The sequence below is a fragment of the Vibrio palustris genome, from assembly GCF_024346995.1.
In the GTDB taxonomy this organism is placed as follows: Bacteria; Pseudomonadota; Gammaproteobacteria; order Enterobacterales; family Vibrionaceae; genus Vibrio; species Vibrio palustris.
In genome coordinates, this window is the sequence record NZ_AP024887.1 from 1,740,176 (window position 1) to 1,766,977 (window position 26,802).

General features: G+C 44.0%; 19 protein-coding genes. 8 read left to right on the plus strand and 11 right to left on the minus strand.

What is annotated here, in order from left to right:
• Positions 1-29: 29 nt before the first annotated feature.
• Positions 30-671 carry an endonuclease III gene (gene nth / locus OCU30_RS08215; protein WP_077312313.1) on the plus strand — a complete coding sequence of 214 codons (642 nt, stop codon included), beginning with the start codon at positions 30-32 and terminating at the stop codon, positions 669-671.
• A 9-nt stretch (positions 672-680) separates the two neighbouring features.
• Positions 681-1,097: a lactoylglutathione lyase gene (gene gloA, locus OCU30_RS08220; protein ID WP_077312311.1), complete on the plus strand. Its 417-nt coding sequence runs from the start codon at positions 681-683 to the stop codon at positions 1,095-1,097.
• Positions 1,098-1,190: 93 nt separating this feature from the next.
• On the opposite strand, the gene motY is transcribed toward gloA, so the two are convergent.
• Positions 1,191-2,081, minus strand: coding sequence for a flagellar protein MotY (motY, locus tag OCU30_RS08225; RefSeq protein WP_077312309.1), 891 nt, complete (start codon positions 2,079-2,081; stop codon positions 1,191-1,193).
• Between the two features lie 277 nt (positions 2,082-2,358).
• On the opposite strand from motY, the gene rnt reads away from it, so the two are divergent.
• Both rnt and OCU30_RS08235 read left to right on the plus strand, forming a co-directional pair.
• Positions 2,359-3,033, plus strand: a complete 675-nt coding sequence (gene rnt / locus OCU30_RS08230) for a ribonuclease T (protein ID WP_077312307.1) — start codon at positions 2,359-2,361, stop codon at positions 3,031-3,033.
• Positions 3,034-3,079: 46 nt separating this feature from the next.
• The gene (locus tag OCU30_RS08235) at positions 3,080-4,405 is read left to right on the plus strand and encodes a Na+/H+ antiporter family protein (RefSeq protein ID WP_077312305.1); all 1,326 of its coding nucleotides are present in this window, start codon (positions 3,080-3,082) and stop codon (positions 4,403-4,405) included.
• 157 nt (positions 4,406-4,562) lie between these two features.
• Here OCU30_RS08235 and purF read toward each other — a convergent pair whose 3' ends face one another.
• The 9 genes from purF to nagE all read right to left on the minus strand — a co-directional run bounded on the left by purF (position 4,563) and on the right by nagE (position 19,471).
• Positions 4,563-6,074: an amidophosphoribosyltransferase gene (gene purF, locus OCU30_RS08240; RefSeq protein WP_077312302.1), complete on the minus strand. Its 1,512-nt coding sequence runs from the start codon at positions 6,072-6,074 to the stop codon at positions 4,563-4,565.
• Positions 6,075-6,107: 33 nt separating this feature from the next.
• Positions 6,108-6,599 carry a CvpA family protein gene (locus OCU30_RS08245; RefSeq protein WP_077312300.1) on the minus strand — a complete coding sequence of 164 codons (492 nt, stop codon included), beginning with the start codon at positions 6,597-6,599 and terminating at the stop codon, positions 6,108-6,110.
• Positions 6,600-6,662: 63 nt separating this feature from the next.
• The gene (locus OCU30_RS08250; RefSeq protein WP_077312298.1) at positions 6,663-7,214 is read right to left on the minus strand and encodes an SPOR domain-containing protein; all 552 of its coding nucleotides are present in this window, start codon (positions 7,212-7,214) and stop codon (positions 6,663-6,665) included.
• Positions 7,215-8,492, minus strand: coding sequence for a bifunctional tetrahydrofolate synthase/dihydrofolate synthase (gene folC, locus OCU30_RS08255; RefSeq protein ID WP_077312296.1), 1,278 nt, complete (start codon positions 8,490-8,492; stop codon positions 7,215-7,217). It abuts the gene before it with no gap.
• Between the two features lie 44 nt (positions 8,493-8,536).
• On the minus strand, positions 8,537-9,457 hold the full coding sequence (accD, locus tag OCU30_RS08260; protein WP_077312294.1) for an acetyl-CoA carboxylase, carboxyltransferase subunit beta: 921 nt from the start codon (positions 9,455-9,457) through the stop codon (positions 8,537-8,539).
• Positions 9,458-9,635: 178 nt separating this feature from the next.
• Entirely contained in the window at positions 9,636-10,430 is a 795-nt protein-coding gene (truA, locus tag OCU30_RS08265) for a tRNA pseudouridine(38-40) synthase TruA (RefSeq protein ID WP_077312292.1), read from the minus strand.
• Between the two features lie 99 nt (positions 10,431-10,529).
• Complete coding sequence (locus tag OCU30_RS08270) at positions 10,530-15,776, minus strand: FimV/HubP family polar landmark protein (RefSeq protein WP_261821298.1); 5,247 nt, start codon at positions 15,774-15,776, stop codon at positions 10,530-10,532.
• 232 nt (positions 15,777-16,008) lie between these two features.
• Positions 16,009-17,679, minus strand: coding sequence for a glutamine--tRNA ligase (gene glnS, locus OCU30_RS08275; RefSeq protein WP_077312288.1), 1,671 nt, complete (start codon positions 17,677-17,679; stop codon positions 16,009-16,011).
• Positions 17,680-17,923: 244 nt separating this feature from the next.
• A complete protein-coding gene (gene nagE, locus OCU30_RS08280; protein ID WP_077312286.1) occupies positions 17,924-19,471 on the minus strand; it encodes an N-acetylglucosamine-specific PTS transporter subunit IIBC in 1,548 nt (515 codons plus the stop codon).
• Between the two features lie 385 nt (positions 19,472-19,856).
• Here nagE and nagA point away from each other — a divergent pair, with 385 nt between their 5' ends.
• The 4 genes from nagA (at position 19,857) to asnB (ending at position 25,843) form a co-directional block, all read left to right on the plus strand.
• On the plus strand, positions 19,857-20,996 hold the full coding sequence (nagA, locus tag OCU30_RS08285; RefSeq protein WP_077312284.1) for an N-acetylglucosamine-6-phosphate deacetylase: 1,140 nt from the start codon (positions 19,857-19,859) through the stop codon (positions 20,994-20,996).
• 2 nt (positions 20,997-20,998) lie between these two features.
• On the plus strand, positions 20,999-22,216 hold the full coding sequence (locus tag OCU30_RS08290) for an ROK family protein (RefSeq protein ID WP_077312282.1): 1,218 nt from the start codon (positions 20,999-21,001) through the stop codon (positions 22,214-22,216).
• Positions 22,217-22,318: 102 nt separating this feature from the next.
• Positions 22,319-23,908, plus strand: coding sequence for a cation:proton antiporter family protein (locus tag OCU30_RS08295; RefSeq protein ID WP_077312280.1), 1,590 nt, complete (start codon positions 22,319-22,321; stop codon positions 23,906-23,908).
• A gap of 270 nt (positions 23,909-24,178) precedes the next feature.
• Positions 24,179-25,843 (plus strand): asparagine synthase B, encoded by a 1,665-nt coding sequence (gene asnB / locus OCU30_RS08300; RefSeq protein ID WP_077312277.1) that lies wholly within the window; start codon positions 24,179-24,181, stop codon positions 25,841-25,843.
• Positions 25,844-25,915: 72 nt separating this feature from the next.
• On the opposite strand, the gene rfaH is transcribed toward asnB, so the two are convergent.
• Complete coding sequence (rfaH, locus tag OCU30_RS08305) at positions 25,916-26,422, minus strand: transcription/translation regulatory transformer protein RfaH (protein WP_077312275.1); 507 nt, start codon at positions 26,420-26,422, stop codon at positions 25,916-25,918.
• Positions 26,423-26,802 lie beyond the last annotated feature (380 nt).

Genomic DNA, 26,802 nt, shown 5'->3' on the forward strand with positions numbered 1-26,802 from the left:
ATGAGGCTGTTTTACTGAAAGCCACTATCATGAATAATATAAAACGCCGTGAAATTCTCGAAAGACTTCGAGAGAATAACCCACACCCGCAAACAGAGTTGAACTGGCAGTCCCCTTTCGAGTTATTAATCGCTGTGTTATTGTCAGCACAAGCGACTGATGTCAGCGTCAATAAAGCAACAGCCAAGTTGTACCCTGTCGCTAATACACCTGAAACCATTTTGGCATTAGGTGTCGATGGCGTTAAAGAGTATATAAAAACCATTGGCTTATTTAACTCAAAAGCAGAGAATGTCATTAAGACATGTCAACGCTTGGTGAGTCTACATGGTGGTGAAATCCCCCAAGATCGCGCAGCGCTTGAAGCACTACCAGGAGTCGGGCGTAAAACGGCAAATGTGGTATTAAATACCGCCTTTGGCTGGCCAACGATTGCCGTTGATACACATATCTACCGAGTTGCCAATCGCACCAAATTAGCGATGGGCAAAACGGTCGATGATGTAGAGCAAAAATTATTAAAAGTCGTTCCTAAAGAATTTAAAGTGGACGTCCATCATTGGTTAATCCTTCATGGACGCTACACCTGCGTAGCGAGAAAGCCACGCTGTGGAAGCTGTATTATCGAAGATCTTTGTGAATACAAAGACAAAATTTATCCGGAAGATTAGGAGCACACAATGTCAAACAACCGTATTTTACATACGATGCTACGTGTCGGTAACCTTGATACCTCTATCGAGTTCTATACTAAGATCATGGGCATGAAACTGCTACGTCAAAGCGAAAACGCAGAATACAAATACACCTTGGCTTTTGTTGGCTACTGTGAAGAATCAGAAGGTGCCGTCATCGAGCTAACGTATAACTGGGGTCAAGAAAGCTACGATCTTGGCGATGGGTATGGTCATATCGCTATTGGTGTCGATGATATTTATACAACCTGTGACACAATAAAAGCAGCGGGTGGCAGTGTGACTCGCGAGCCAGGCCCAGTCAAAGGCGGCACGACTCAAATCGCATTTGTACAAGACCCAGATGGCTACAAAATCGAGTTGATTCAAAACTCACAAGCAAGCAAAGGTCTAGAAGGTTAATCCTTTCAATTATTGCATGCTGCATTCGTAAAAAGTGGCCATTTGGCCACTTTTTATTTGTCTTGTCTCACACATCATTCCTAGCTAAACACTCTAATAATACTTATCCGAACGCCCCAAAGAAATGACCACTCGCCTATTTTTGGCTTTACCAATAGGGGAAGAATTATCCGCCACAGGTCGACGTTTCCCATATCCTTGTACTTGGATTCTATCTTGCGGTAACCCTAACGATTCAAAATATTTACGTAATGACACTGCGCGTTTGTCTGACAAATCTTGACTGACATCGCTTGTCATGGATGAACCGGTGTACGTGGCCACCAAGACTAAATCAATATCTTGATTATAACGAATATAGTCCGCAATTTGTTTTAGCCTCTTCTGCGAAGCTTTATTCAGTTCAATACTATTCCCTTGATCATAATGTAAAATCGTAAACGAAATATCTTCAAAACTATAAGGCAATAGACTCGAAATACAATGGCTAAACGCCGTATATTTATCTTGAAATAGTACGGAAGATAGGGCCACAGAAACCGTCTGTCCTGAGTTATGCCAATCTTGGAAATGAAACGTTGGATAATTGCCATGCTCTAACTCACTGAGCATCGACCAAGCGGTTTGCCCACCTACATAACCATCAAACTGCTGATAAAACTTTAATTGGCTCATTCTCATCGCCGCTTGTCCTGGACGCCAGGCCGGCGGCATAGAAGTCAAACTGACAGGTTCCGTCTTCCCCATCGGACGCAGCATTTTGAGTTCAAAATCTAAGTTAATTTTCTTGCTGGCACGCGAAGAAAACACCGCAGTGCCATAATGAGGTATCGGATGTACCAGACGGCATTCTAGTGGCGTATTTTCTGCCATTGTCCATGTCGACTCTTCTGGTTTGGCCACATAACGCTGCTCAAATGCAAGGGCATGACATGACATCATCATAACGAATGCGCCTAGCCCAAACATCACCCTTTTTTTCATAACTGTCTTCTCTTCAGTTTACGGTTCACGAAAGGACAGGGATTGCCGACCCCGCTGTGGAGCTAGAATCTATGCAATATTCTAGCCATAAAGATTAACTCAATGGGGTTATCAACGACATTGCCCTGCTTGTTGTCCCATCAATCCATGGGATTAGGTCCCTTTTCTTGATACAGAAACTCACAACATAATTTATTCATACAAACCGCTGTGTTTGGTTTTTCTTACTCTCAGAATCTGTAATAATACTGGGCTTGTCATATCTACCAGAGTAAACATGAACGAAATTGATGAAACATTGACACTAAGAAAGCGCTTTCGTGGCTACTTTCCGGTTGTCATTGATGTAGAAACCGCCGGTTTTAACTCACACACTGATGCATTACTAGAAATTTGCGCAGTGACGTTACGCATGGATGAAAACGGTGTCCTTCATCGGGCTTCTACTCTTCATTTTCATGTTGAACCGTTTGAAGGTGCCAACCTAGAACCAGCGGCGCTGGAATTTACAGGAATTCGTGACCCATATAGCCCTTTACGTGGCGCTGTTAGCGAAGATTATGCGTTAAAAGAAATCTACAAACTGGTTCGTAAAGAACAAAAAAATGCAGGGTGTAGTCGCGCAATAATGGTGGCACATAATGCGGCATTTGATCATGGTTTTGTCATGGCAGCGAATGAACGTAGCAAACTAAAACGCGTGCCTTTCCATCCTTTTGCAACCTTCGATACCGCAACATTAAGTGGCTTAGCTTTTGGGCAAACTGTACTGGCCAAAGCTTGTCGAGTCGCTGGGATGGAGTTTGATAATAATGAAGCCCACTCAGCACTTTATGATACCGAGCAAACGGCTGAACTATTCTGCCGTATTGTGAATAAATGGAAAGCGTTAGGCGGCTGGCCCATCGCTCCGGTTGATGACGCTCCTTCTAGCGACGTCAATGAACAATAAACCTTTGGCTATTTTTGCCTAGTGAACTAAATAAATTGAGACATTTATGAACCCAGTAATAATTTCTGTTTGTATCATGCTGCTATTAGCGCTGATACGTGTCAATGTCGTTGTCGCATTAACGTTCAGTGCGATAGTCGGCGGTTTGATGTCTGGTATGAGCATCACCGATACCGTCGCCGCTTTTGAAGGTGGACTTGGTGGAGGCGCTACAATTGCCCTAAGCTATGCCATGCTTGGGACCTTTGCAGTTGCTATCTCACGCTCTGGTATTACCGATTTACTTGCTCAATCTGTTATTAAAAGACTCCATGGTAAAGAACATGGCGCGGCGACAACCGGTCTTAAGTACGGTGTATTGGTCGTATTCTTGCTCATGGCAGTGTCTTCGCAAAACATTATTCCCGTTCATATTGCTTTCATCCCGATCCTTATTCCCCCTCTTTTAGGCGTGTTAGCTAAACTTAAACTGGATCGCCGCTTAGTGGCGTGTGTCTTAACCTTCGGTTTAATTACGCCTTATATGGTTCTACCCGTGGGATTTGGCGGCATTTTCCTACACAATATTTTGCTTAAAAACCTCCGCGATAATGGCTTAACAGACATTACCGCCTCACAAGTACCGATGGCGATGCTGCTCCCAGGTTTGGGGATGGTTGCTGGTTTACTGATTGCCGTATTTATCAGCTACCGTAAACCTCGCCATTACCATGAAACAGAGTTTACGCAAACCGAGCCTAAAGTTGTTACCATTAATAAACGCCATATCCTTGTCGCGATTATCGGTATTATTGCGGCACTGAGTGTGCAGTTATTAACAGGATCAATGATCATTGGTGCTTTAGCGGGCTTTATGGTCTTTACCTTTGGTGGTGTGATCGCTTGGAAAGAAACGCACGATGTATTTAACCAAGGCGTCCATATGATGGCAATGATTGGTTTTATTATGATTGCTGCCGCCGGCTTTGCTGCAGTAATGAAAGATACAGGTGGCGTTGAAACATTAGTTCAAGCGGTATCGACCAATATAGGCGATAATAAACCACTGGCTGCGTTATTAATGTTAGTGGTTGGCTTATTGGTTACTATGGGGATCGGATCGTCATTCTCTACTATCCCTATCATCGCCACTATTTATGTGCCATTGGCATTAGCTTTCGGTTTTTCTCCGATGGCCACCATCGCATTGGTAGGAACGGCTGCAGCATTAGGTGACGCAGGTTCACCAGCATCAGATTCAACCCTAGGTCCAACTTCTGGTCTTAATGCAGATGGTCAACATGAGCACATTTGGAATACGGTGGTACCAACCTTCTTACACTACAATATTCCATTGATCATCGCTGGCTGGATTGCTGCCATGGTTCTCTAGTCGTAGTAATAGTGAGTAGCGCATTATAGGCGCTACTCATTCACTGCAGACTCGCCTTATACAAAAGCGCCCTTTCTTACTGTGATAATCTGGTATACAACAGATAAAAAAAGCAGCATCTTATGATGCTGCTTTTTTCTACATAGTGAGAGCGAGATTACCCCTCGTTATGCATTTCTAAATTGACTAATTCTTGCTGAATATTGCTCTCAAGCTTAGCGTCATCGTTACGCATTGACTCAAGAAACTCTAGATAGTTTTGGTCAACGTCGCCAGTGACGTATTCACCGTTAAACACAGATGTTTCAAAGCGTTGAATATCAGGATTACCTTCACCAACAGCGGCGACTAAATCATCCAATGTTTGAAAAATCAACGCATCTGCGCCGATTTGCTGACAAATGGCATCATTATCACGGCCGTGTGCAATGAGCTCATTAGCGCTAGGCATATCGATACCATAGACGTTAGGGAAACGAATCTCAGGAGCAGCAGAGACCATGTATACTTTCTTTGCACCTGAATCACGCGCCATTTCAATGATTTGTTCTGAAGTAGTTCCGCGCACAATCGAATCATCAACCAGTAATACGTTCTTATCTTTAAACTCACTGCGAATGGCGTTAAGTTTACGACGTACTGATTTCTTACGTTGCTGTTGACCCGGCATGATGAAGGTGCGACCAACATAACGGTTTTTAACAAAACCTTGGCGATATGGCTTATCAATGGCTTGAGCAATCTGTAGTGCGATATCGCACGATGTTTCTGGGATCGGAATAACCACATCAATATCAAGTTCAGAAAAGTCTTGTTTAATCCGTTCACCCAATTTTTTACCCATTTCTACACGAGCACTGTATACCGAAACTTTATCAATAAAAGAATCTGGACGAGCAAAATAAACAAACTCAAAAATACATGGGTTTAATACTGGGAAATCAGCACATTGCTTAGTAAACAACTGCCCTTCAAATGTCGCATAAATCGCTTCGCCAGGGGCAACATCGCGTACGAAATCAAAGCCAACAGCATCAAGTGCAACCGATTCAGACGCCACCATGTATTCAGTACGACCATCAAGCTCACGTTTACCTAAACACAATGGACGAATGCCATTGGGATCACGAAAAGCAATCATGCCGTGTCCAATAATCATAGCCACAACGGCGTACGCACCTTTAATAGTACGATGAACATTACTGATAGCACGAAACACATCATCTTCGTTAATCATGCCACGGACCGTATCCATCTCATGAGCAAGGACGTTCAACAACACTTCTGAATCAGAGGTGGTATTCACATGACGACGATCTTTAGCGAACACTCGTTCACGGACTTCTTTCGCATTGGTTAAGTTACCATTATGCGCGAGAGTTATACCAAAAGGTGAGTTAACATAGAAAGGTTGAGCTTCAGAAGCACTTGAGCTTCCAGCCGTTGGATAACGGACGTGTCCTATACCCACAGTCCCTTGCAAGCGCTGCATGTGTCTTGCTTCAAATACATCCTTGACCAATCCATTCGCCTTACGCAGACGAAAACGATTGCTTTCTATGGTACAAATACCCGCGGCATCCTGGCCACGATGCTGCAATACCGTTAAGGCGTCATAAATAGACTGGTTTACAGGGGTTGTGCCCACGATTCCAACAATACCACACATGTGCTAATCCTCGATTTGCGACTATATCTAGCGCTATTTCGCGCCAGATAGGAAACTTGATGTTGCCTGTAAGTGCTCAAAAAATGGTGAAATAATATGGCTAAACTGAGGCACTAATTGTGAGTCTTTCCACCAAATTGTTGCTGGTAATGCGGTAAACGCATCCAAGAAAAACAATACAGCAGAAACAATTAATACGCCTCTTAGTGCACCAAATACCACACCCAGAACTCGATCTGTCCCAGACAGTCCTGTTTTTTCCACTAGCTGCGCAATGACATAGTTAACGATGGCTCCAACAATCAATGTCGCGACAAACAATACGGCGATTGCAGCTCCATTACGGAAAACTGGGTCTTGAATATTGGTAAAATACACCGCTAACTTGGCGTAATATTGCGAAGCAATAAAAAATGCCCCAAACCAAATAACCAATGACACAGCTTCTCTCGCAAAGCCTCGTACTAGGCTGATCAACGCAGACAGGCCGATCACACTTAAAATGACGATATCTAACCAATTCATATATTTTTTACATCTTAAGTTGGCGCGCATTTTAACAGAAAAATACGCGACGCAAACGTTTTCTTATGGATTTAGTGGTTTAAATTTAAGCAATCGACCTTTTGCACCAGTGATTTCTTTTAATTCACCGATTTGACGCTCTAATTTACTCTTAGAAACATCAGGCCCAATAATTACTCGCGTAAAACCATTCTCTTGCTTGGTATGCGCTTGGTAACCGCGTTTTTGTAAATCAGCGACTACTTTTTTCGCATTACTGGTATTTTTTAAAGCCATCAGCTGAATGAGCCATGCACTGTCGTGATAGTCATTTTTTTCCGGCGTTGACTCGATCTTTGTCGCCACTTTATCAGACGGATCTGACTTAGTGTCGGCAGTAGCACGATCACTTTTGACCTCTTTGACAGGAGAATCAGGTAATGTGGTGTGATCCTTTTCTGGCTCAATCACATCAAATGATTCACTATGATCATCGACTTGAGGTTTAATCGGAATACTGGCGACATCATCGTCGTAATGGCTCTTTTTCCCATCGAGAATATCTGGCAACACGATAACCCCAATGGCGACTAATACAATTGTTCCTACTAAACGGCATTGAAATTTACTGGCCATTTATGCTCCTCTACTTTGCCAATGCGATAAGACTTCACCCACGGTGTGAAACGATCCTACCACTACTATGACATCCTGTGCTGACACTTGTGTCAAGGCGGTTTCAAATGCCTCAGCAGGATTCACAAACTCAGTCAGCGCTTGCTCAGTATGTGGCCGTATTGCAGCACATAACTCGCTCGCACTCGCCGCTCTGTCACCACTTAAGGAAGCCGGATACCAAGCCGTCACTTTAGGAGCTAGCACGGCAACCGTGGCATCAATATCTTTATCATGCAGCATGCCTATCACTATATGAAAGGATTTTTGCGGATAACGAACCTGCAACTCTTTCATTAAGTATTGTGCAGAATGTGGATTATGAGCCACATCTAAAAGTATGGTTGGTTGCTGAGATATTTGCTGCATACGACCCGGCAACTGAGCGTTTTTTAGCCCATTAGCAATATTTACATCGGAAATATCGAGTTCAGACACACCCAATGCCATTAAAGCCGTTGCCGCGTTCGGTAATGGCAAAGAAGGTAGCGGCAAATCATTTAAATCAAAGCTACCACTCCACCACCGCCAAGTACGGTCATCACATCGTTCATAGTCAAATTGAATACCCACTTGATGAAATTCTGCTGCGATATCATCCGCATGAGCTGCCACCGTCGCTGGCGCTTTAGGCTGCCCACAAATGGCTGGCTTACCGGAACGAAAGATACCTGCCTTTTCAAAGCCAATCACATTAATATCATCTCCTAGCCAATCGACATGGTCGACCGCTAAACTCGTGATCATAGAAATATCATGATTGACCACATTCGTGGCATCCAAACGACCGCCTAAGCCAACTTCCAACAAAACAACATCAACGTTTTCCGTTTGAAATAAACGTAATGCCGCTAGAGTACCAAACTCGAAGAAACTTAAAGTGGTCTCGCCACGCTGCACTTCTATAAACGAAAACGCGTCAGTATGCTTCGCATCAGGCAGTATTTGACCATTAATACGTACACGCTCGTTGTATTGAATTAAATGGGGGGAAGAGTAAACACCAACTCGATAGCCAGCATCTAATAAGATGGCTTCCATCAATGCACAAGTTGACCCCTTACCATTCGTCCCAGCAACAGTGATCACCGTTGGAGCAGGCTTAGTCAGGTTCGCTTGTGTGGCAACTTTTGAGACTCGCTCCAGACCGAGGTCAATAGAGGAGGTATGAATATGAGTTAAATAATCAAGCCACTCACTCATAGGTGAAGTGGCTTGAGGGATCGGGTTCTGTTTCATCTAACGTATAACCAATTGATTGCGTGGTTTAGTTAGTGTCTACTTTACCCTTTTTTTTCTGCTTCTGGTACTGAATATGACTCTTGATCGTCGTTATCTTCTTCAATCTGAGTCGATTCATGGTTTGTCATCTTCGCTAATAAGCCTGACAAACGCTTACGCATGTCACGGCGATCGACAATCATATCGATGGCGCCATGTTCTAGTAAGAATTCACTACGTTGAAAACCTTCAGGTAGGTCTTCACGTACTGTTTGTTCAATAACACGGCGTCCTGCAAAGCCAATTAATGCTTTCGGCTCACCAACATTAATATCACCTAGCATGGCTAGACTTGCCGAAACGCCACCCATTGTTGGGTCGGTCAGCACTGAAATAAAAGGTAAACCTTTTTTAGATAAGCGCTCTAGTGCCGCACTGGTTTTCGCCATTTGCATCAGAGACATTAAGGCTTCTTGCATACGCGCACCACCACTGGCCGAGTAACATACAAGACCGCACTGGTTTTCTATCGCCGCATTCACCGCTTTAACAAAGCGAGCACCTACTACGGATCCCATAGAGCCCCCCATGAAAGAGAACTCGAATGCACACGCCACAACTGGCACGCTCATTACCTCACCTTTCATGACAATCAATGCATCTTTCTCACCGCTTTTCTTTTGCGCCGCACTGAGACGATCTTTATAACGCTTAGAATCTTTAAACTTCAATTTATCTTGAGGTTCAAGCTCCGCACCGATCTCAACACCAGTGTTAGCGTCTAAGAACGTTTCTAGACGGCGACGTCCACTCATACGCATGTGATGATCACACTTAGGACAAACTTCTAAGTTTCTCTCTAATTCTGCATAATACAGAACCTGATCGCATGAAGTACATTTCGTCCATACCCCTTCAGGGATATTCGCTTTACGAGAAGTTACAATATGGGTTTTGTCTAAAATCTTTTCGAGCCAACTCATGGAAGACCTTTTACTCTCTACACTCCCGCACCATCGCGAAAGATACAAAACAGAAACAAATGCGTGCGATTAAAGCATATAACCAACTCGCTGTAGACAAAAAACTGGTTGTACCTATTTTTTCTCTGCAACCATCACGCATAACTTGGATAGAATTTTATTCGCTATTTATTAACCGTTAAAGTAGCTCATCAGGTAAAAATAGCGGACCGATCGGAACATTCGGTAGTTCAAATTCTTGTGGGTAATCGACGTCAACTAAATATAAGCCAGCAGCTTTCGCTGTTGCTCCAGCTAAATTTCTATCTTTAGCCTGCAATAGCCATTCAATCCATTCAGGTGATTTTTCCCCTTTGCCAACAACAATTAAGCTGCCAACAATGTTCCTTACCATGTGGTGAACAAACGCATTAGCTTTAATATCTACAACCACATAGCGATTATGGCGGCTAATGTTAATATGCATAATATTACGCCATGGACTCCTTGACTGGCAATGGGCTGCGCGAAATGAAGTGAAATCATTTTCGCCTAACAGATATTGCCCAGCTTGATGCATAAGTTCTGCATCGAGTTCTCCATGGTAGTGACTGACACCACTCGCCATAATTGCCGGTCGATATGCATGATTATAGATCACATATCGATAACGCCTTGCGGTTGCGCTAAAACGTGCGTGAAACTCTTCTGTGACAGGTTTCGCCCAACGCACCGCAATATCCTTTGGCATATTGGCATTGGCTCCCATTGTCCACGCAACCATTTTCCGATCGGCTGTGGTATCAAAGTGGACCACTTGACCTGTGCCATGAACGCCTGCATCCGTACGACCCGCACATTGAACCTCAATCGGATGATTGGCGACGACACTTAATGCTTTCTCTAGCGCTTCTTGGACGCTTCTCACGTCACGCTGTCGTTGCCAACCGTAGTAACGAGCACCATCATACTCAATACCTAAAGCAATTCTCATGATGTTCTTCTCGTTGAAAATGGGTCGGGAAGTATAATAGTAATTGACGTAAATTTCTAATCAACAAACAGAAAGGCGGGAAAAATTCCCGCCTTTCTGTTAACCACGACCCTGTAAACGATCAATTAAACGTTTAGCTTCTTGGCGAATATCATCATCACCATCGACAATCGACTCTTCTAAGAGCTTAATAGCTCCTTTAGAATCATTCATTTCCATATACATCTTAGCTAAATCTAATTTTCCTGCAGCAGCTGCGTTCAAGTCGACATCAACTTCAGAAATATCACCAAGAACATCAGGAAATTCATTTAAACCCACATCAAGCTGTAACTCATCATCATCCAATGACGATGCATTCACATTGCTTTCTTCGTTTTCAACCTGTGCCATCAATTCATCAATGGTCATAAACTGGCTCGGGTCAGCACCTGGAGGCAGTTCATCCAGTGTTTCTTGCTCGCCCCAGTTTTCATTTTCAATTTCAGGCGCAGGTGTTTGACTTTCATTACTCCAAATATCCGCTAAATCATCAGGCACATCATCTGAGATTTGTGATTTTTGTTCTGGTGTTAAGTTAAAACCATTCCAATCTTCACCGCCGACATCAAGCATCGCTTCTAAATCCATACCCGCGCTATCAATAGTATCGGCATCAATGGGTTTATCGAATCTAAAATCAGTATGCTCTGGAGAGTCATCTAGCCAGTTATTGAGTGAGGCTTCATCAAACTCCAAATCCTTCGCAGAAGGGCTCGTTGTGCCTGAATCACTGTCAGCACCTGTGGGCGTTTCTTCTTCTGCATCCTGCGCAAGTGAGGCATCGGCTTTATCTTCACCCTCTTCACCGTCACTTCCCTCACTCTCTTGTTCTTCATCAAACAGAGAATCAGGAGACGTTGGTTCAGTTAGCGGAGCAGGTTCGATACCGTTTGGCATTGCCGCTTTATCCGGCTGCTTTAACGCATCTTCTTCATTAAACTCAGGGAAATTACCATCAGCCAATTCACGTTCAAGTTCCTCTTCGCTAAATCCAACCGGATCTTCAAATGGCTCAGGTTCTAATTCTCCTTCTGCGCTTTCCAGTGCATCTTGCTCAGTGAACTCTTCATAATCATCGTCAAGATTGATAGAGAAGTCATCATCAAGATCTTGTTCACCACTTGCGACTTCATCAGACGAATTTGATTGAGAGCTTGGCTCGTCATCAGCAGGCTGTGCCTCGGCCTCGCTTTGCTCACTAACATTGGAGTCCGCTGCAGCGTCAACAGGTGGTTCAACCGCTGTGTCTGGTTGACTAGGCGATGCGTCCAATTCCTCATTACTTGGCTCATCCAACGACGCTAGCGCATCATCTTCGCCGAATTCAGGCAGTGATTCATCATCGAGATCAAACTCATCCGACTCTGGCTCGTTTGGCACCTCATCCGCGGCGCTTTGCGGCGTAGACGCTGGCTCGTCATCAACAGGCTGTGCTTCCGCTTCCGCTTGCGCCGCTTCTTCACTATCTGCTTGTGGCTGTGGCTCGGCCTCGCTTTGCTCGCTAACAGTTGAGTCCGCTACGGCGTCCGCAGGTGGTTCAACCGCTGTGTCTGGTTGACTAGGCGATGCGTCCAATTCCTCATTACTCGGCTCATCCAACGACGCTAGCGCATCATCTTCGCCGAATTCAGGCAGTGATTCATCATCGAGATCAAACTCAAGCTCAAAGTCATCCGACTCTGGCTCGTTTGGCACCTCATCCGCCGCGCTTTGCGGCGTAGACGCTGGCTCGTCATCAACAGGCTGTGCTTCCGCTTGCGGTTGCGCCGCTTCTTCACTATCTGCTTGTGGCTGTGGCTCGGCCTCGCTTTGCTCGCTAACATTGGAGTCCGCTGCAGCGTCCGCAGGTGGTTCAACCGCTGTGTCTGGTTGACTAGGCGATGCGTCCAATTCCTCATTACTCGGCTCATCCAACGACGCTAGCGCATCATCTTCGCCGAATTCAGGCAGTGATTCATCATCGAGATCAAACTCAAGCTCAAAGTCATCCGACTCTGGCTCGTTTGGCACCTCATCCGCTGCGCTTTGCGGCGTAGACGCTGGCTCGTCATCAACAGGCTGTGCTTCCGCTTGCGGTTGCGCCGCTTCTTCACTATCTGCTTGTGGCTGTGGCTCGGCCTCGCTTTGCTCGCTAACATTGGAGTCCGCTGCAGCGTCCGCAGGTGGTTCAACCGCTGTGTCTGGTTGACTAGGCGATGCGTCCAATTCCTCATTACTCGGCTCATCCAACGACGCTAGCGCATCATCTTCGCCGAATTCAGGCAGTGATTCATCATCGAGATCAAACTCAAGCTCAAAGTCATCCGACTCTGGCTCGTTTGGCACCTCATCCGCTGCGCTTTGCGGCGTAGACGCTGGCTCGTCATCAACAGGCTGTGCTTCCGCTTGCGGTTGCGCCGCTTCTTCACTATCTGCTTGTGGCTGTGGCTCGGCCTCGCTTTGCTCGCTAACAGTGGAGTCCGCTACGGCGTCCGCAGGTGGTTCAACCGCTGTGTCTGGTTGACTAGGCGATGCATCCAATTCCTCATTACTCGGCTCATCCAACGACGCTAGCACATCATCTTCGCCGAATTCAGGCAGTGATTCATCATCGAGATCAAACTCAAGCTCAAAGTCATCCGACTCTGGCTCGTTTGGCACCTCATCCGCTGCGCTTTGCGGCGTAGACGCTGGCTCGTCATCAACAGGCCGTGCTTCCGCTTGCGGTTGCGCCGCTTCTTCACTCTCTGCTTGTGGCTGTGGCTCTGTATCTTCTGTCTGCGCAGTGTCTAAGGGCGCTTCTTCCACAGACGGTTCTTCTGTGATGTCATTAACGACAGGTTCTGCGCTGCTCTCAGGCGCAGAGTCTTCTGCAGGTTCGTTATCTTCGAAGACATCAAAGTCATCAAGATCGAAATCAAAATCGTCATCAGAATTATTTTGTCCCGCCAAAACAGACTCTTCTTCTGGCAACGACGCATTATTATCCGATTGTTCAAGCTCGGTTGTTGACGTTAATACCTCAGGATCATTCACGTCCTCAGAGGTAGGCGCAGCGCCACTTGCTTGTTCTGCTGATGGTTGCTGAAGCATCTGCGACGGCAACGGTTCATCGTCATCAATATTCCAATCATCATCTTGTGGGACACCAAACTCATTTGGCTCTGGCTCTGGCTCTGGCTCTGGCTCTGGCTCTGGCTCTTCAGATGGTCCCTCAATTTCGGGGGCAAAATCAAAGGATTCTGATGAAATATTACTTTCATTATCCGCGTCATCTGCCACTGCTGGTTCAAACTCAACGCTTTCTAATAAAGGATCTTTTTCAGGCACATTACTGATTAAATCATCAATAAAATGTTCACTATCAAATTTCTCGTTATCTGCTTTTTCCTGGGCGCTTTGCTCGATTTCTAATAATTCATCGAATAACTCTGTGCCATCATCTTCTTCAACTTGCGGATCTTGCTCTGCCAGTGCCTCTAATTCTGGATCATTTTTTAATGCCGTTTCGGCATCCAAATTGTCACCAAGTACCTCATCGAGAAGATCGCTACTATTCGCATCAAATGCCGGTGTGTCGTCATCGCTATCTTCTAACAACTCGTCGAGCATCTGATCGCTCGATTCCAATTCACTCAATAGTTCAGAATCGCCAAGCTCTTCATCATCAGCACCTTCCATTAACTCATCAAGTAGTGCGACGCTATCGTCTTCAAGTGTGAAATCATCATCATCATCTTGAGCATCATCCAGCAACTCATCAAGTAGCGCGGTTTCATCAGCATTCGCTGGGGAGTCGTCATTTTCACTGGCTTTAGGGTCTGTATCACTGGCTTCATTAAGCAGTTCATCCAGCAACGCCGCATCCTCTTCTGGTGCAGCCGAGGCTTCTTCAGTCGAAGCTTGCTCTTCTAACGTCTCTAAATCAGGCTGCTGAGAAATACTATTAAATAAATCATCGAGCTCTTCATCTGATGCAACACTGCTGCTGAGATCCAAATCTTCCGGAAGACCGAGTTCGAGTGGATCTTGCTCTGCATCTTCTGGTTCAGCAAATAATTCGTCAAGCAGTGACTGATCAAGTCCATCGCTGCCTAAGTCTTCTGAGGGTTCCTCTTTTCCTAATAACGAATCCAGTTCCTCTTCAGACATCGCAGGCTCAGCTGACGCTTGATTTTCTTCACTGGTTAATTCACCATCATCGGCAATACCCGCAAATAAGTCCTCGCCATCATTCTCATCTTCTAAGTCAAAGTCGATATCACTACTTGCTAGTTCAGAGAATAAATCGTCTTCATCCGCTTCTAAGCTGGACTCATCTCCAAATAACTTCTCTTCATCACTTGATGGATCTTCACCAAACAGATCGTCATCTAATTTGAGGTCGTCCTCTTCCATGATTAACGAGTCATCTGTCATGACTAATGATGGTTCTTCACTTTCAGGCACAGCCGTGTCTTCTACCACCGGCTCTTCTTTCTTACGGCGGCCAAGTAGCCACACTACCAGCAGACCAATCAATAAACCGGGGAGCAGTGCTAACAAGCCGATTAACCAACCGTTAGAGGATAATTGATCCCACGTGCTTTCTTGCAGTTTGCTGGCTTCTTGACGCTTGGATTGCTGCTCTGCTTGTAATTTTTCAAACTCGGTACGAATACGGCCATCATCGTTGAGCTTCTCTTTTAGCCCAGAGACTTCTTGTTGAACTTCAGACAACATTAAACGTAAACGATGATTACGCTCTTCCAGTGCTGATAATTCGCTCGTCGAGCTATTAAGTTCTTTATCAATTTTGGAAACTTGTTGCTCAACGACGTTATTGGTATTTTTAGACGCTGACGTTGGTTCTTGTTTAACGGTTTTGGCTGGCGACGGGCTAGCGTTTGAAGATTTCGCCAAACGTGCTTGATGAGCACGCATAATACGAACAGCTTCCGCTGTTGACGCGCTTTTTACTTGAGCTAGAGAAGGAATGCGTAAATTACTGCCAGGTAATAAACTATGAATATTTTGATTTTCAAACGCTTGAGGATTTAAACGATAAATAGCGAGTAACGTTTGTTGGACCGTTACTTGATTAGACGGACGTAATTGTGACGCGATGGACCATAAGGTCTCGCGTTCCGTGGTTGGTCCAAAAAATTTCGCAGGTTGACTCTCTGCCGATGGGGAGTTGCGCTCCACATTAGTACTGAACTGGGGAGAAGACTGAACTTGACCGCTTGGGCCAATTAAACGAATCCCTTCAGCACGTACAAAAGAAATCTGAGTCACGGCAGCTATTGCCAAAGGCAGTAACAAACGTTTAAGAAATTGACGCATATAAGGCTCAGCTATGTGCTTTTTAAAATAAATACCGATCTATTTAATATATCGGAATAATGAGGTAAAACTATAGAAACACGAATAAAAATGAGTGTAATGGCTCAATTATCGTATGGGCCTCACACTATTGCCTGTTTTTTTCGTTGAATTTTGAAACATTATTCCCTATATCATGAAGCAAAAATAAAGCCAGCACTAGGCTGGCTTTAACATTTCTCAGTGTAACGTGTTACTTAGCTTCAATTTTTGCCCAAGTATCACGCAGACCAACCGTGCGGTTAAAGACTAGAGCTTCTGGTGACGAATCTTTATTATCCGCGCAGAAATAACCCAAACGTTCAAATTGGTAACCAAATTCCGCTTCAGCAGAAGTCAGACTCGGCTCAACAAAACCACGTTTTACAATCAAAGAGTCGGCATTGATTGTTTCAGCAAAGTTATTTGCCGCTCCTGGGTTAGGAACATTAAATAGGCGATCGTATAGACGCACTTCAGCTGGCACTCCATGAGAAGCCGATACCCAGTGAATCACCCCTTTTACTTTACGGCCGTCCGTTGGGTTCTGCCCCAGCGTTTCATTATCGTACGTACAGTAAATTGTCGTGATATTACCTTCTGCGTCTTTTTCAATACGCTCAGCTTTGATTACGTAAGAACCACGTAAACGCACTTCTTTACCTAACACTAAACGTTTGTATTTTTTGTTCGCTTCTTCACGAAAATCTTCACGCTCAATCCAAACTTCACGTGTAAATGGCACCTCACGAGTACCCATCTCAGGTTTATTCGGGTGATTCTGTAGCACTAACGTTTCAACTTGATCAGCGTCGTAGTTTTCAATCACGACTTTAACTGGATCCAACACCGCCATTGCACGTGGTGCATTTTCATTTAAATCGTCACGAATACACGATTCAAGTGAACCAAATTCAATGAGGTTGTCTTGCTTCGTCACACCAATACGCTGGCAGAATTCGCGAATTGAACCTGGGGTAAACCCTCGGCGGCGCAAACCTGAAATGGTTGGCATACGTGGGTCATCCCAGCCATCCACTAATTTTTCAGTCACAAGTTGGTTGAGCTTACGTTTAGACATGACAGTATATTCTAAGTTTAAACGACTAAACTCATACTGATGCGGAACACAATCAACCGTGATGTTCTCGAGTACCCAATCGTACAAACGACGGTTATCTTGGAACTCAAGCGTACAGATAGAATGAGTAATCCCTTCTAACGCATCAGAAATACAATGGGTAAAATCGTACATTGGATAAATGCACCATTTATCACCGGTTTGATGGTGAGAGGCGAAACGAACGCGATATAACACAGGATCGCGCAACACCATAAATGATGATGACATATCTATTTTTGCACGTAGGCACACTGTGCCCTCTGCAAACTCGCCTTGGCGCATTTTTTCAAACAGCTCAAGGTTTTCTTCAATAGGACGGTCACGATAAGGACTGTGTTTACCCGGTGCGGTTAATGTACCGCGATATTCACGAATCTGCTCTGGACTTAGCTCTTCAACATACGCTAAACCTTTGTTAATCAGTTCGACTGCATATTCGTAAAGCTTATCGAAATTATCAGAAGAATAATGGATATCCCCTGCCCATTCAAAGCCTAACCAGCTAACGTCTTGCTTAATCGACTCAACGTATTCAAGATCTTCTTTTTCAGGGTTGGTATCGTCAAAGCGTAAATTACACTGTCCCTGATAGTCCTGAGCAATACCAAAGTTTAAACAGATCGACTTGGCGTGCCCGATATGCAGATAACCGTTCGGCTCTGGCGGAAAACGAGTATGCACGCTAGTGTGTTTACCATCGGCTAAATCTTTATCAATGATTTGGCGGATGAAATTCGATGGACGAGCCGCAGCTTCACTCATCTATAGCACCTCAATTTTATTTAGTATTGTCAGAAAATGTGTCGCCGTATTATCAAAAACTGTCTTTGTGATGATAACCGCGATGATGGCAGTAATGATCCACAATTCTCAACAGATGCACAATAGAAACTATGCGTTTCAGCCAATTATTTCTTTGGAGTCTGTTTAAAAGCTGCGCATCAAGTAAAAAAAGCCCTCTGATGAGGGCTTTTTGGGTCTTTAATAGAATACAAGACACCAAGTCTTAATCGAGCTCTTTCATCTCGCCGGCAATAATTTCCGCCATTGGCCCCAAGATAACTTGAATACTAGTCTGGCTCAGTTTCACTACACCCATTGCACCTAAGGCTTTCAATTCACCTTCATCAATCGAGTGGCTGTCTTTAACCGTTAGACGCAAACGTGTAATACACGCATCGATATTCTCGACATTATCATGTCCACCGAGCACAACTAAGTACTGCTTAGCTAACTCTTTATTGCTGGTTGAACCTTGTGACTTACCTTGCTGTGGTGCTACTGCAACATCGTCTTCACGGCCCGGCGATTTTAGGTTGAAGGTACGAATTGCCACATAGAACGTGATGAAGTAGAGGAAAAAGAACCCAAACCCAATCAACAATAGCGTTAGCGGTTTGGTCGCCAGTCCCCAGTTTAAGACAAAGTCAAGTAAACCGGCTGAGAAACCAAAGCCATCAAGCGTACCAAACGCATTGGCGATGACAAATGAAAGCCCAGTAAAGACCGCATGTATCGCGTACAACGCTGGCGCTAAGAACACGAACAAGAACTCTAAAGGTTCCGTTATACCAGTTAAAAAGGCACAAAACGCGACAGAGAATAACATACCACCAACTTGCGCGCGTTTTTCTACTGGCGCACACAGATACATAGCTAGCGCTGCACCGGGCAGACCAAACATCATCACGGGGAAGAAGCCATTCATAAAACGACCAGCACTCAAATCACCACCAAAGAAGCGGTTCAAGTCACCTGTCTTCACCGTGTCTGTTACTTGATCCACCATTGCGGTGACTTCTGGTGTGACAACATTGGTAAAGTGGAATGTATGCACATTACCCGCCACCAAGGATTTCGCGATATCTGGCGCTACACATAATTTAGTGATGTTTGGTAGCGCATTGGCCGCCGCATGTGCGTTAGACACTATCACTTCCTGACACGTTCCCATAGCGAACCACATGTAAGTGTTAAGGACATGATGTAATCCGACTGGAATTAAGGCGCGATTAAGTACACCGTAGGCAAATTCGCCTAAAGACCCAGAAGAAGAAATACCATGAGCTAACGCATCTAACACAGACTGCACGTAAGGCCAAACAAAGCCTAACAGACTACCAGCAATTAAAGAAAAGAGCCCAGTCATAATTGGGACTAAACGACGACCGGAGAAAAAAGCTAACCATTGCGGTAAACTGGTTTTATAAAAAGCATTATATGAATGCCCTGCAATGATACCGGCGAAGATCCCGCCGAAGAACGACATATCATTCTCAGCATTAATGGTTTTCGCTGTCGCCGTCAGAACAAAATAGGCGACGGCACCGGCTATACCAGCAGCACCTGCACCATCAATCGATAATCCGACCGCGATACCTAGACCAAATAGCAAAGGTAGGTGTTCAAAAATCGCCCCACCAGCGTTCGCCATAAAGGGAATATCTAATAAATCGCCTTGCCCGAGTCGAAGCAGCAGGGCTGCAACAGGGAGCGTAGCAATAGGTAACATAAGAGCTTTACCTAGCTTCTGCGCGTATCCTAAAATGTTCACGTTATATTTCTCCAGTTAGATTTCCGTATCTCGGTCAGTATACTTTTTTCACACATTCAAATTAGTAGTATTAGTGTAAGCAGGTTCGCCACAACATCAAACCAAACACTCATAGTGTTGTGATCATAATCACTATATTTAGTAAATAAATTTTTACATTTAAGAGATAATCAATAACTTATTTTTCTCTGTAAAATATCAATACTTCGCGGTATTATAAATATTAGCGATAGTATATGAAACTGAAATAATAATTCACTCTTATATTGACTGATATTATCTCAGATAGCTTAGGATTTATGGCTACTTAACGATGAATGCTGCACTCTCAGTCAGTGTTAAGGTTTAGTTGCATCAACACAAATAAAGAAGTGAAGGAATAAAAATGAAATATGCGTTAGTTAACGGCACAATTTTTACTGGCGAAAACATTTTGACGAATCATAGCCTTATCATTGATGATCAAACCATTAGTGACATAATTCCTAGTCATGCACTCCCTAAAGACATGCCCGTTATCGATGTAGAAGGCGCGAATATATCTCCTGGGTTTATCGACTTACAGTTAAATGGGTGTGGCGGCGTCATGTTTAATGATGATATTAGCTCTGACACTCTAGAAACGATGCATAAGGCGAACCTTCTTTCTGGCTGTACTAACTTTCTGCCAACACTGATCACTTCGTCAGATGACAACATGCAGCAAGCGGTGAATATTGCACGCGAACACATGTCTGGGCACCCTAACCAGATATTAGGATTACATTTAGAAGGGCCTTACCTTAACCCAGAGAAAAAAGGCATTCACAATCTCGATTTCATTCGTCAATCAAATCAATCGATGATCGATTTTCTGTGCCACAATCAAGATGTCATTTCACAGGTAACAATGGCGCCGGAAATGAACGATTTGAGTCATATTCGTCAGCTCGCTGACGCAGGTATTACCGTCTCACTAGGTCATACTAATTGTACTTACGCCCAAGCAAAAGCAGGGTTTAGTGCCGGTATGACCGCGGCAACGCATTTATTTAATGCCATGTCTTCAATCACCGGACGTGAACCAGGAGCCGTAGGCGCGGTTTACGATACACCAGAGATTTATGCCGGTATCATTGCCGACGGGTTCCATGTAGATTTTGCCAATATTCGGATCGCCAAACAGCTCAAGAAAGAGAAGCTTATACTAGTGACTGATGCCACAGCCCCTGCAGGCGCAGATATTGAGTCCTTTATTTTTGTGGGGAAAACAGTATATTACAAAGATGGTAAGTGTATAGATGAAAACGGCACCTTAGGCGGCTCTGCACTCACCATGAATCACGCAATCAAGAACACCGTCGAGCATGTAGGTATCGCTCTAGATGAAGCGCTACGTATGGCGACCTTATATCCTGCTCAAGCGATTGGCGTAGATAATCAATTTGGACGCATCGCGCCTGGATATATTGCCAATCTTGCTATGTTCGACGGCGACTTGAATATCATGGCCACTGTAGTAAACGGACAATACGGAAAACATTGAGAATGACTGGCGGGCAAATCGGTAATGTAGATTTAGTAAAACAATTAAACAGTGCAGTTGTGTATCGTTTAATCGATCAACAAGGGCCTATATCAAGAATTCAAATTGCCGATATTAGCCAACTTGCTCCAGCAAGTGTGACCAAAATTACTCGCCAATTGCTTGAGCGTGGCTTGATAAAAGAAGTCGCTCAACAAGCCTCAACGGGCGGCAGACGGGCGATTTCTCTTACCACGGAAGTCGCCCCGTTTCATTCCATTGCGATTCGTGTTGGACGAGATTATATCTATTTAGGTTTGTATGATTTAGCCGGACAAGAAAAACATCTGGAGCGTCAGTTATTCACGTATACGACTCAAGAAGAACTGGTTAACGGATTAACACACTTCATCGAGGATTTTAAACAGCGTCATAGCGTCATGATTGACCAACTTATTGCCATTAGCGTGGTTCTTCCTGGTTTAATCAACCCAGAGAATGGCGTGATCGAATACATGCCTAACATCAGTATCGACACCCATAAATTATTACTCGCCGAAACGCTTGAACAACACTTTAACATTAGTTGTTTTGTGGGGAATGATGTCCGAGCCATGGCGCTAGCTGAGCACTATTTTGGGGCGAGTAAAGATAGCTATGACTCGATTGTTGTCAGCGTTCATCATGGTGTGGGTGCGGGTATCATTGTTAACGGCCAAGTCTTTTTAGGCCATAATCACAACGTCGGAGAAATCGGTCATATCCAAGTTAATCCACTTGGTGACCGCTGCCAATGCGGTAATTTTGGCTGCTTAGAAACAGTGGCATCAGAACCGGCGATTATCCACCATATTCGACAACGTTTAGAACAAGGTTATCCATCGTCATTACCACACAATGAACTCCTTAGTATTGAAACTATTTGCTATCACGCCATTAACGGCGATGAACTGGCCACAATGGCGCTTACCCAGGCGGCTAACGATTTAGGGAAAGCCATCGCCATGACAGTGAACATGTTCAACCCGCAAAAAATTGTCATTGCCGGCAAAATTAATCTTGCCGAGCGCATCGTCTACCCTGCACTACAACGCAATATCAATCATCAATCATTACATGCATTTCGTGAACAACTTACGATTGTGCCATCCAATATTGATGAGCACCCCGCGCTGAATGCCTTTGCATTAATCAAACGGGCAATGCTAAATGGTGATTTACTGCAAAGATTATTAGATTAATGCCCAAGCACAACCAAAGAGTGATACTTATCAATATTTTTGTCCTATAGTCTAAGTCATTCATTGTTCTAAAAATGCTGCGTAAAAAGCAGTCTGACTATTATGGAATTGATCTTTATTTTAGCGGCGTTCATCGCCGGACTGGTGGTAATAAAATGCCACCTTCCCCCTCTTGTAGGATTTTTAATTACTGGGTTTGCTCTGCATGCTTATGGTTACGAGTCTAATCACACCATCAATCAACTCGCCGATTTAGGGGTGACCCTTTTACTGTTTTCGATTGGTCTAAAACTTGACATTAAAACACTGCTTTCTAAAGAAATTTGGGTAAGTGCTACAGTACACAATATTCTATGCACATTAATGTTCACCCTAGGGTTACTGGCACTCAAGTTTTTAGGGCTCAATTCTTTAGCCGTTCTAAGCCTTGGGCAGTTAGTGTTAATTGGTTTTGCTTTGTCTTTTTCAAGTACCGTATTTGCCGTTAAGTCTTTACAAGAAAAAGGCGAAATGAATGCCATTTACGGGACCATTGCCATTGGCATTTTGGTGATGCAAGACATCTTTGCCGTTATTTTCCTTTCTGCATCGACGGGGAAGCTCCCAGAATGGTATGCGGTCCTTTTATTCTTGCTTCCGTTTTTACGCCCCGTACTCTATAAGATTATGGACTGGGTGGGTCATGGCGAAATGCTGGTTTTATTTGGCATTTTTGCAGCGTTAGTATTGGGCGGCGGCCTTTTCCAACTCGTCGGGTTAAAACCCGATCTCGGTGCGATCATTCTTGGCATGTTACTGTCTGGCCATTCCAAAACCTCTGAGCTGGCTAAATCACTGTTTAATCTTAAAGAAATGTTTTTAGTATGCTTTTTCTTAAATATTGGTTTATCGGCCGACCCCACCCTAACCGGACTATTACTTGCGCTACTTTTACTGCTCCTTCTGCCACTAAAGGGGGCGTTATACTTTTGGTTATTACACAAACACCATCTGCGTGTCAGGACTTCTTTGCTCGCCACACTGAGTTTATTCAACTACAGTGAATTCGGACTGATTGTCGCTGGTTTAGCCTTTAAAATGGGCTGGTTGCCGAATGATATTATGGTGACTATCGCCATAGTCGTGCCTTTATCTTTTATTGTCTCAGCTCCTCTTGGTCGTCAAGGGCATGCTTTATATCAAAAAACCTCGCAATGGTTAAAACCACAAAGTATTGAACAGCTCAACCCTAAGGATGGCATTATCAATCCCGGCAATGCTCAAGTGTTGATTTTAGGCATGGGCCGTATTGGCTCTGGGGCTTATGATGAACTTCATGAACGCTATGGAAATATCTGCTTAGGTATAGAGTTAACTCCTGATGCCTCTGAGCTGCATCAATCAGAGGGGCGCAATGTCATTACTGGTGATGCAACTGACCCTGATTTTTGGGAACGTATTTTGGTCAAAGAACACGTCAAACTGGTGCTCTTAGCCATGCCACATAACCAAGCGAATCGCGTCGCTCTCGATCTACTCAAAGAACACCAATTTAATGGCCACATTGCCGCCATTGCCGAATATAACGACCAAAAAGCAGAGCTTATCGAAGCCGGTGCTCATGCCGCTTACAATGTATACAATGAAGCAGGAACTGGGTTTGCTCGCCACGTCTGTGAAGAGTTAAAAACCGAGTTTTCTGCTCACTCTTAGTCCTTTCTCACCCAAAAAGGTGTCTATATGGCACCTCTTTATTCTCATAAAAGATTATCGACCTATTTATCTAACTCGTCCCTTGATTACTCAAACCGTTGCATTTAACACCAACCAATAGAAAGTATTCACTTTTTACCTAATTTAATTAAAAATTATTTAATTAAGCTTCTCTTTTGTAAATTTGTACACAATAAGAGGTTGCTTTTTTTAATCAAAGTGGCAAATTGAAGACATAAGATTAAGTCGTATTCAAAAAAGGAAAGTTGTATGTGTTCTATCTTCGGGATTCTGGATATAAAAAGTGATGCAGAGGCGCTACGTCCACTAGCCCTACAAATGTCGAAAAGACTGCGACATCGTGGCCCAGACTGGTCCGGCATTTACACAGCAGATCACGCTATTCTCGCCCACGAGCGCCTTGCTATTGTCGGCTTGAACAGCGGAGCACAGCCTCTTTATAGCCCAGATAGAAAACTTGTCCTTGCCGTTAACGGTGAAATTTATAACCACAAAGAGATTCGTGCTCGCTATGAAGGTATTTACGACTTTCAAACAGAGTCCGACTGTGAAGTCATCCTCGCACTTTATCAAGATAAAGGTGCCGACCTCATGGAAGAATTGAACGGCATCTTCGCCTTCGCACTTTACGACGAAGAGAAGGATGAATTTTTAGTAGGACGCGACCACATCGGTATTATTCCACTTTATCAAGGTCACGATGAATTGGGTAACTACTATGTCGCATCAGAAATGAAAGCACTGACCCCAGTCTGCAAAACTATCAGTGAGTTTCCTCCTGGTCATTTCTATCGTTCAGGCGATAGTGCGCCACAACGTTATTATGAACGTGATTGGTTTGAATACAGCGCTGTACAAGATAACCCATCTGATAAAGCAGAACTTAAAGAGGCCTTAGAAGCGGCAGTAAAACGCCAGCTCATGACCGATGTGCCTTACGGTGTACTGCTCTCTGGAGGGCTGGATTCTTCGATTACTTCCGCCGTTGCGAAACGTTTTGCCGCGATGCGTATTGAAGACGACGAACAATCAACCGCATGGTGGCCACAGCTGCACTCTTTTGCCGTCGGCTTGGAAGGGGCACCCGATTTAAAAGCGGCACGAGAAGTCGCGGATCAGATTGGTACTGTGCATCATGAAATGACGTATACAATTCAGGAAGGCCTCGATGCGATCCGTGATGTGATTTATCACATTGAAACCTATGATGTCACTACCATTCGCGCGTCAACGCCTATGTTCCTAATGGGGCGTAAAATCAAAGCGATGGGGATTAAAATGGTGCTTTCAGGCGAAGGTGCTGATGAACTGTTTGGCGGTTATCTATATTTTCACAAAGCGCCCAATGCTCAAGAATTCCATGAAGAAACCGTTCGTAAGCTTTTGGCACTGAACTTATTTGATTGTGCTCGAGCCAACAAATCCCTAGCGGCTTGGGGCGTTGAAGGTCGTGTACCTTTCTTGGATAAAGAGTTTATCGATGTCGCGATGAGATTGAACCCAAAAGATAAAATGTGTGGTAATGGCAAAATAGAAAAACATATTTTACGCGAATGCTTTGAAGACTATCTACCATCATCTATCGCTTGGCGCCAGAAAGAACAATTCTCTGATGGTGTTGGTTATGGCTGGATTGATACTCTAAAGTCACAGGCAGAAGAAAAAGTCTCGGATCAAAAAATGGAAGCCGCTGCTTTCCGTTTCCCATACAACACACCGACGACAAAAGAAGCCTACCTGTACCGCGAGATTTTTGAAGAGTTATTCCCTCTAGAATCTGCTGCTCGCTGTGTGCCGGGGGGGCCATCAGTAGCATGTTCAAGTGCTAAAGCAGTCGAATGGGATGAATCCTTCAAAAACTGTATTGATCCATCAGGTCGTGCAGTACAAAACGTACATAACGAAGCTTATTAAGTGGTTGTTTACGTTTAAAACCAAAAAAGGGGCATATCCATGCCCCTTTTTATTACTATTCATAGGATCGATTTAGCACTTCTCGGTTAACGGTAAATTTTTATTATCGATACTCAATTCAACGTTTTGATTAATCATTTTTACGAGCATAATCGAACGCATCTCACCATCTGGCTCTTGATATACCGCTTCAATTCCCGCAAATTGCCCACCGGTGATTTCCATGGGATCGCCTTTTTTAGGCCCCTGTTTTCTCACTACCAACAATTCTTGCTCTTCTAGCGATTTTAAATCTGAGATCAACTGTTCATTAATACATTTCGGTTGTGCGCCAAACCGAACAAAATCAACCACACCTCGTGTAGATCGAATAGTAGTAAAACTGGGCCCCTGCGCTACGTCAAAACAAATAAAAACATAAGAAGGAAAAAGCGGCTCTTTTACAGACTGACGCTTATTTCTCACCACTTTCTCTACGACTACCTCAGGGTAGTAACATTCGACCCCTTGGTTTTCTAGATGTAACTTAGCCCGCGGCTGTTCGCCTCTTTTACAATATAAAAGATACCAAGATTTCATAAGCCCAACCTATATCTGACGATTATAATTTTTTCTAAATCCTAACACATTTCATCAATAATTTGATATGGCAACCATGTCGTTGCAGTATGCTCAATCATGCCGCTGCCAAAGCACCTAAATAGATCTGCATCACATAAATAAAAGCAACAATGTTATTTGTGCAAAATAATTTTGCACTTCATCACTTAAAATTAATTTTCCATATAACATTATGATTACCATAAAAAATAGTATTTTAGTTTAAAAAACTAAACACCAAACCTATTGCGAGTAAAAAGCCTATTCTGTATATGTATGCATGGAATAAAAAACTTTAAATAACACAAATAATAGTTAAAATATTCTCATACAATTTTCGGGCGACAATCTCACTTATG

Excerpts from the sequence above, each read along its gene's own strand:
- nth (WP_077312313.1), top strand. The coding sequence starts at position 30 with ATGAATAATATAAAACGCCGTGAAATTCTCGAAAGACTTCGAGAGAAT.
- gloA (WP_077312311.1), top strand. The coding sequence starts at position 681 with ATGTCAAACAACCGTATTTTACATACGATGCTACGTGTCGGTAACCTT.
- motY (WP_077312309.1), bottom strand. The coding sequence starts at position 2,081 with ATGAAAAAAAGGGTGATGTTTGGGCTAGGCGCATTCGTTATGATGATG.
- rnt (WP_077312307.1), top strand. The coding sequence starts at position 2,359 with ATGAACGAAATTGATGAAACATTGACACTAAGAAAGCGCTTTCGTGGC.
- OCU30_RS08235 (WP_077312305.1), top strand. The coding sequence starts at position 3,080 with ATGAACCCAGTAATAATTTCTGTTTGTATCATGCTGCTATTAGCGCTG.
- purF (WP_077312302.1), bottom strand. The coding sequence starts at position 6,074 with ATGTGTGGTATTGTTGGAATCGTGGGCACAACCCCTGTAAACCAGTCT.
- OCU30_RS08245 (WP_077312300.1), bottom strand. The coding sequence starts at position 6,599 with ATGAATTGGTTAGATATCGTCATTTTAAGTGTGATCGGCCTGTCTGCG.
- OCU30_RS08250 (WP_077312298.1), bottom strand. The coding sequence starts at position 7,214 with ATGGCCAGTAAATTTCAATGCCGTTTAGTAGGAACAATTGTATTAGTC.
- folC (WP_077312296.1), bottom strand. The coding sequence starts at position 8,492 with ATGAAACAGAACCCGATCCCTCAAGCCACTTCACCTATGAGTGAGTGG.
- accD (WP_077312294.1), bottom strand. The coding sequence starts at position 9,457 with ATGAGTTGGCTCGAAAAGATTTTAGACAAAACCCATATTGTAACTTCT.
- truA (WP_077312292.1), bottom strand. The coding sequence starts at position 10,430 with ATGAGAATTGCTTTAGGTATTGAGTATGATGGTGCTCGTTACTACGGT.
- OCU30_RS08270 (WP_261821298.1), bottom strand. The coding sequence starts at position 15,776 with ATGCGTCAATTTCTTAAACGTTTGTTACTGCCTTTGGCAATAGCTGCC.
- glnS (WP_077312288.1), bottom strand. The coding sequence starts at position 17,679 with ATGAGTGAAGCTGCGGCTCGTCCATCGAATTTCATCCGCCAAATCATT.
- nagA (WP_077312284.1), top strand. The coding sequence starts at position 19,857 with ATGAAATATGCGTTAGTTAACGGCACAATTTTTACTGGCGAAAACATT.
- OCU30_RS08290 (WP_077312282.1), top strand. The coding sequence starts at position 20,999 with ATGACTGGCGGGCAAATCGGTAATGTAGATTTAGTAAAACAATTAAAC.
- OCU30_RS08295 (WP_077312280.1), top strand. The coding sequence starts at position 22,319 with ATGGAATTGATCTTTATTTTAGCGGCGTTCATCGCCGGACTGGTGGTA.
- asnB (WP_077312277.1), top strand. The coding sequence starts at position 24,179 with ATGTGTTCTATCTTCGGGATTCTGGATATAAAAAGTGATGCAGAGGCG.
- rfaH (WP_077312275.1), bottom strand. The coding sequence starts at position 26,422 with ATGAAATCTTGGTATCTTTTATATTGTAAAAGAGGCGAACAGCCGCGG.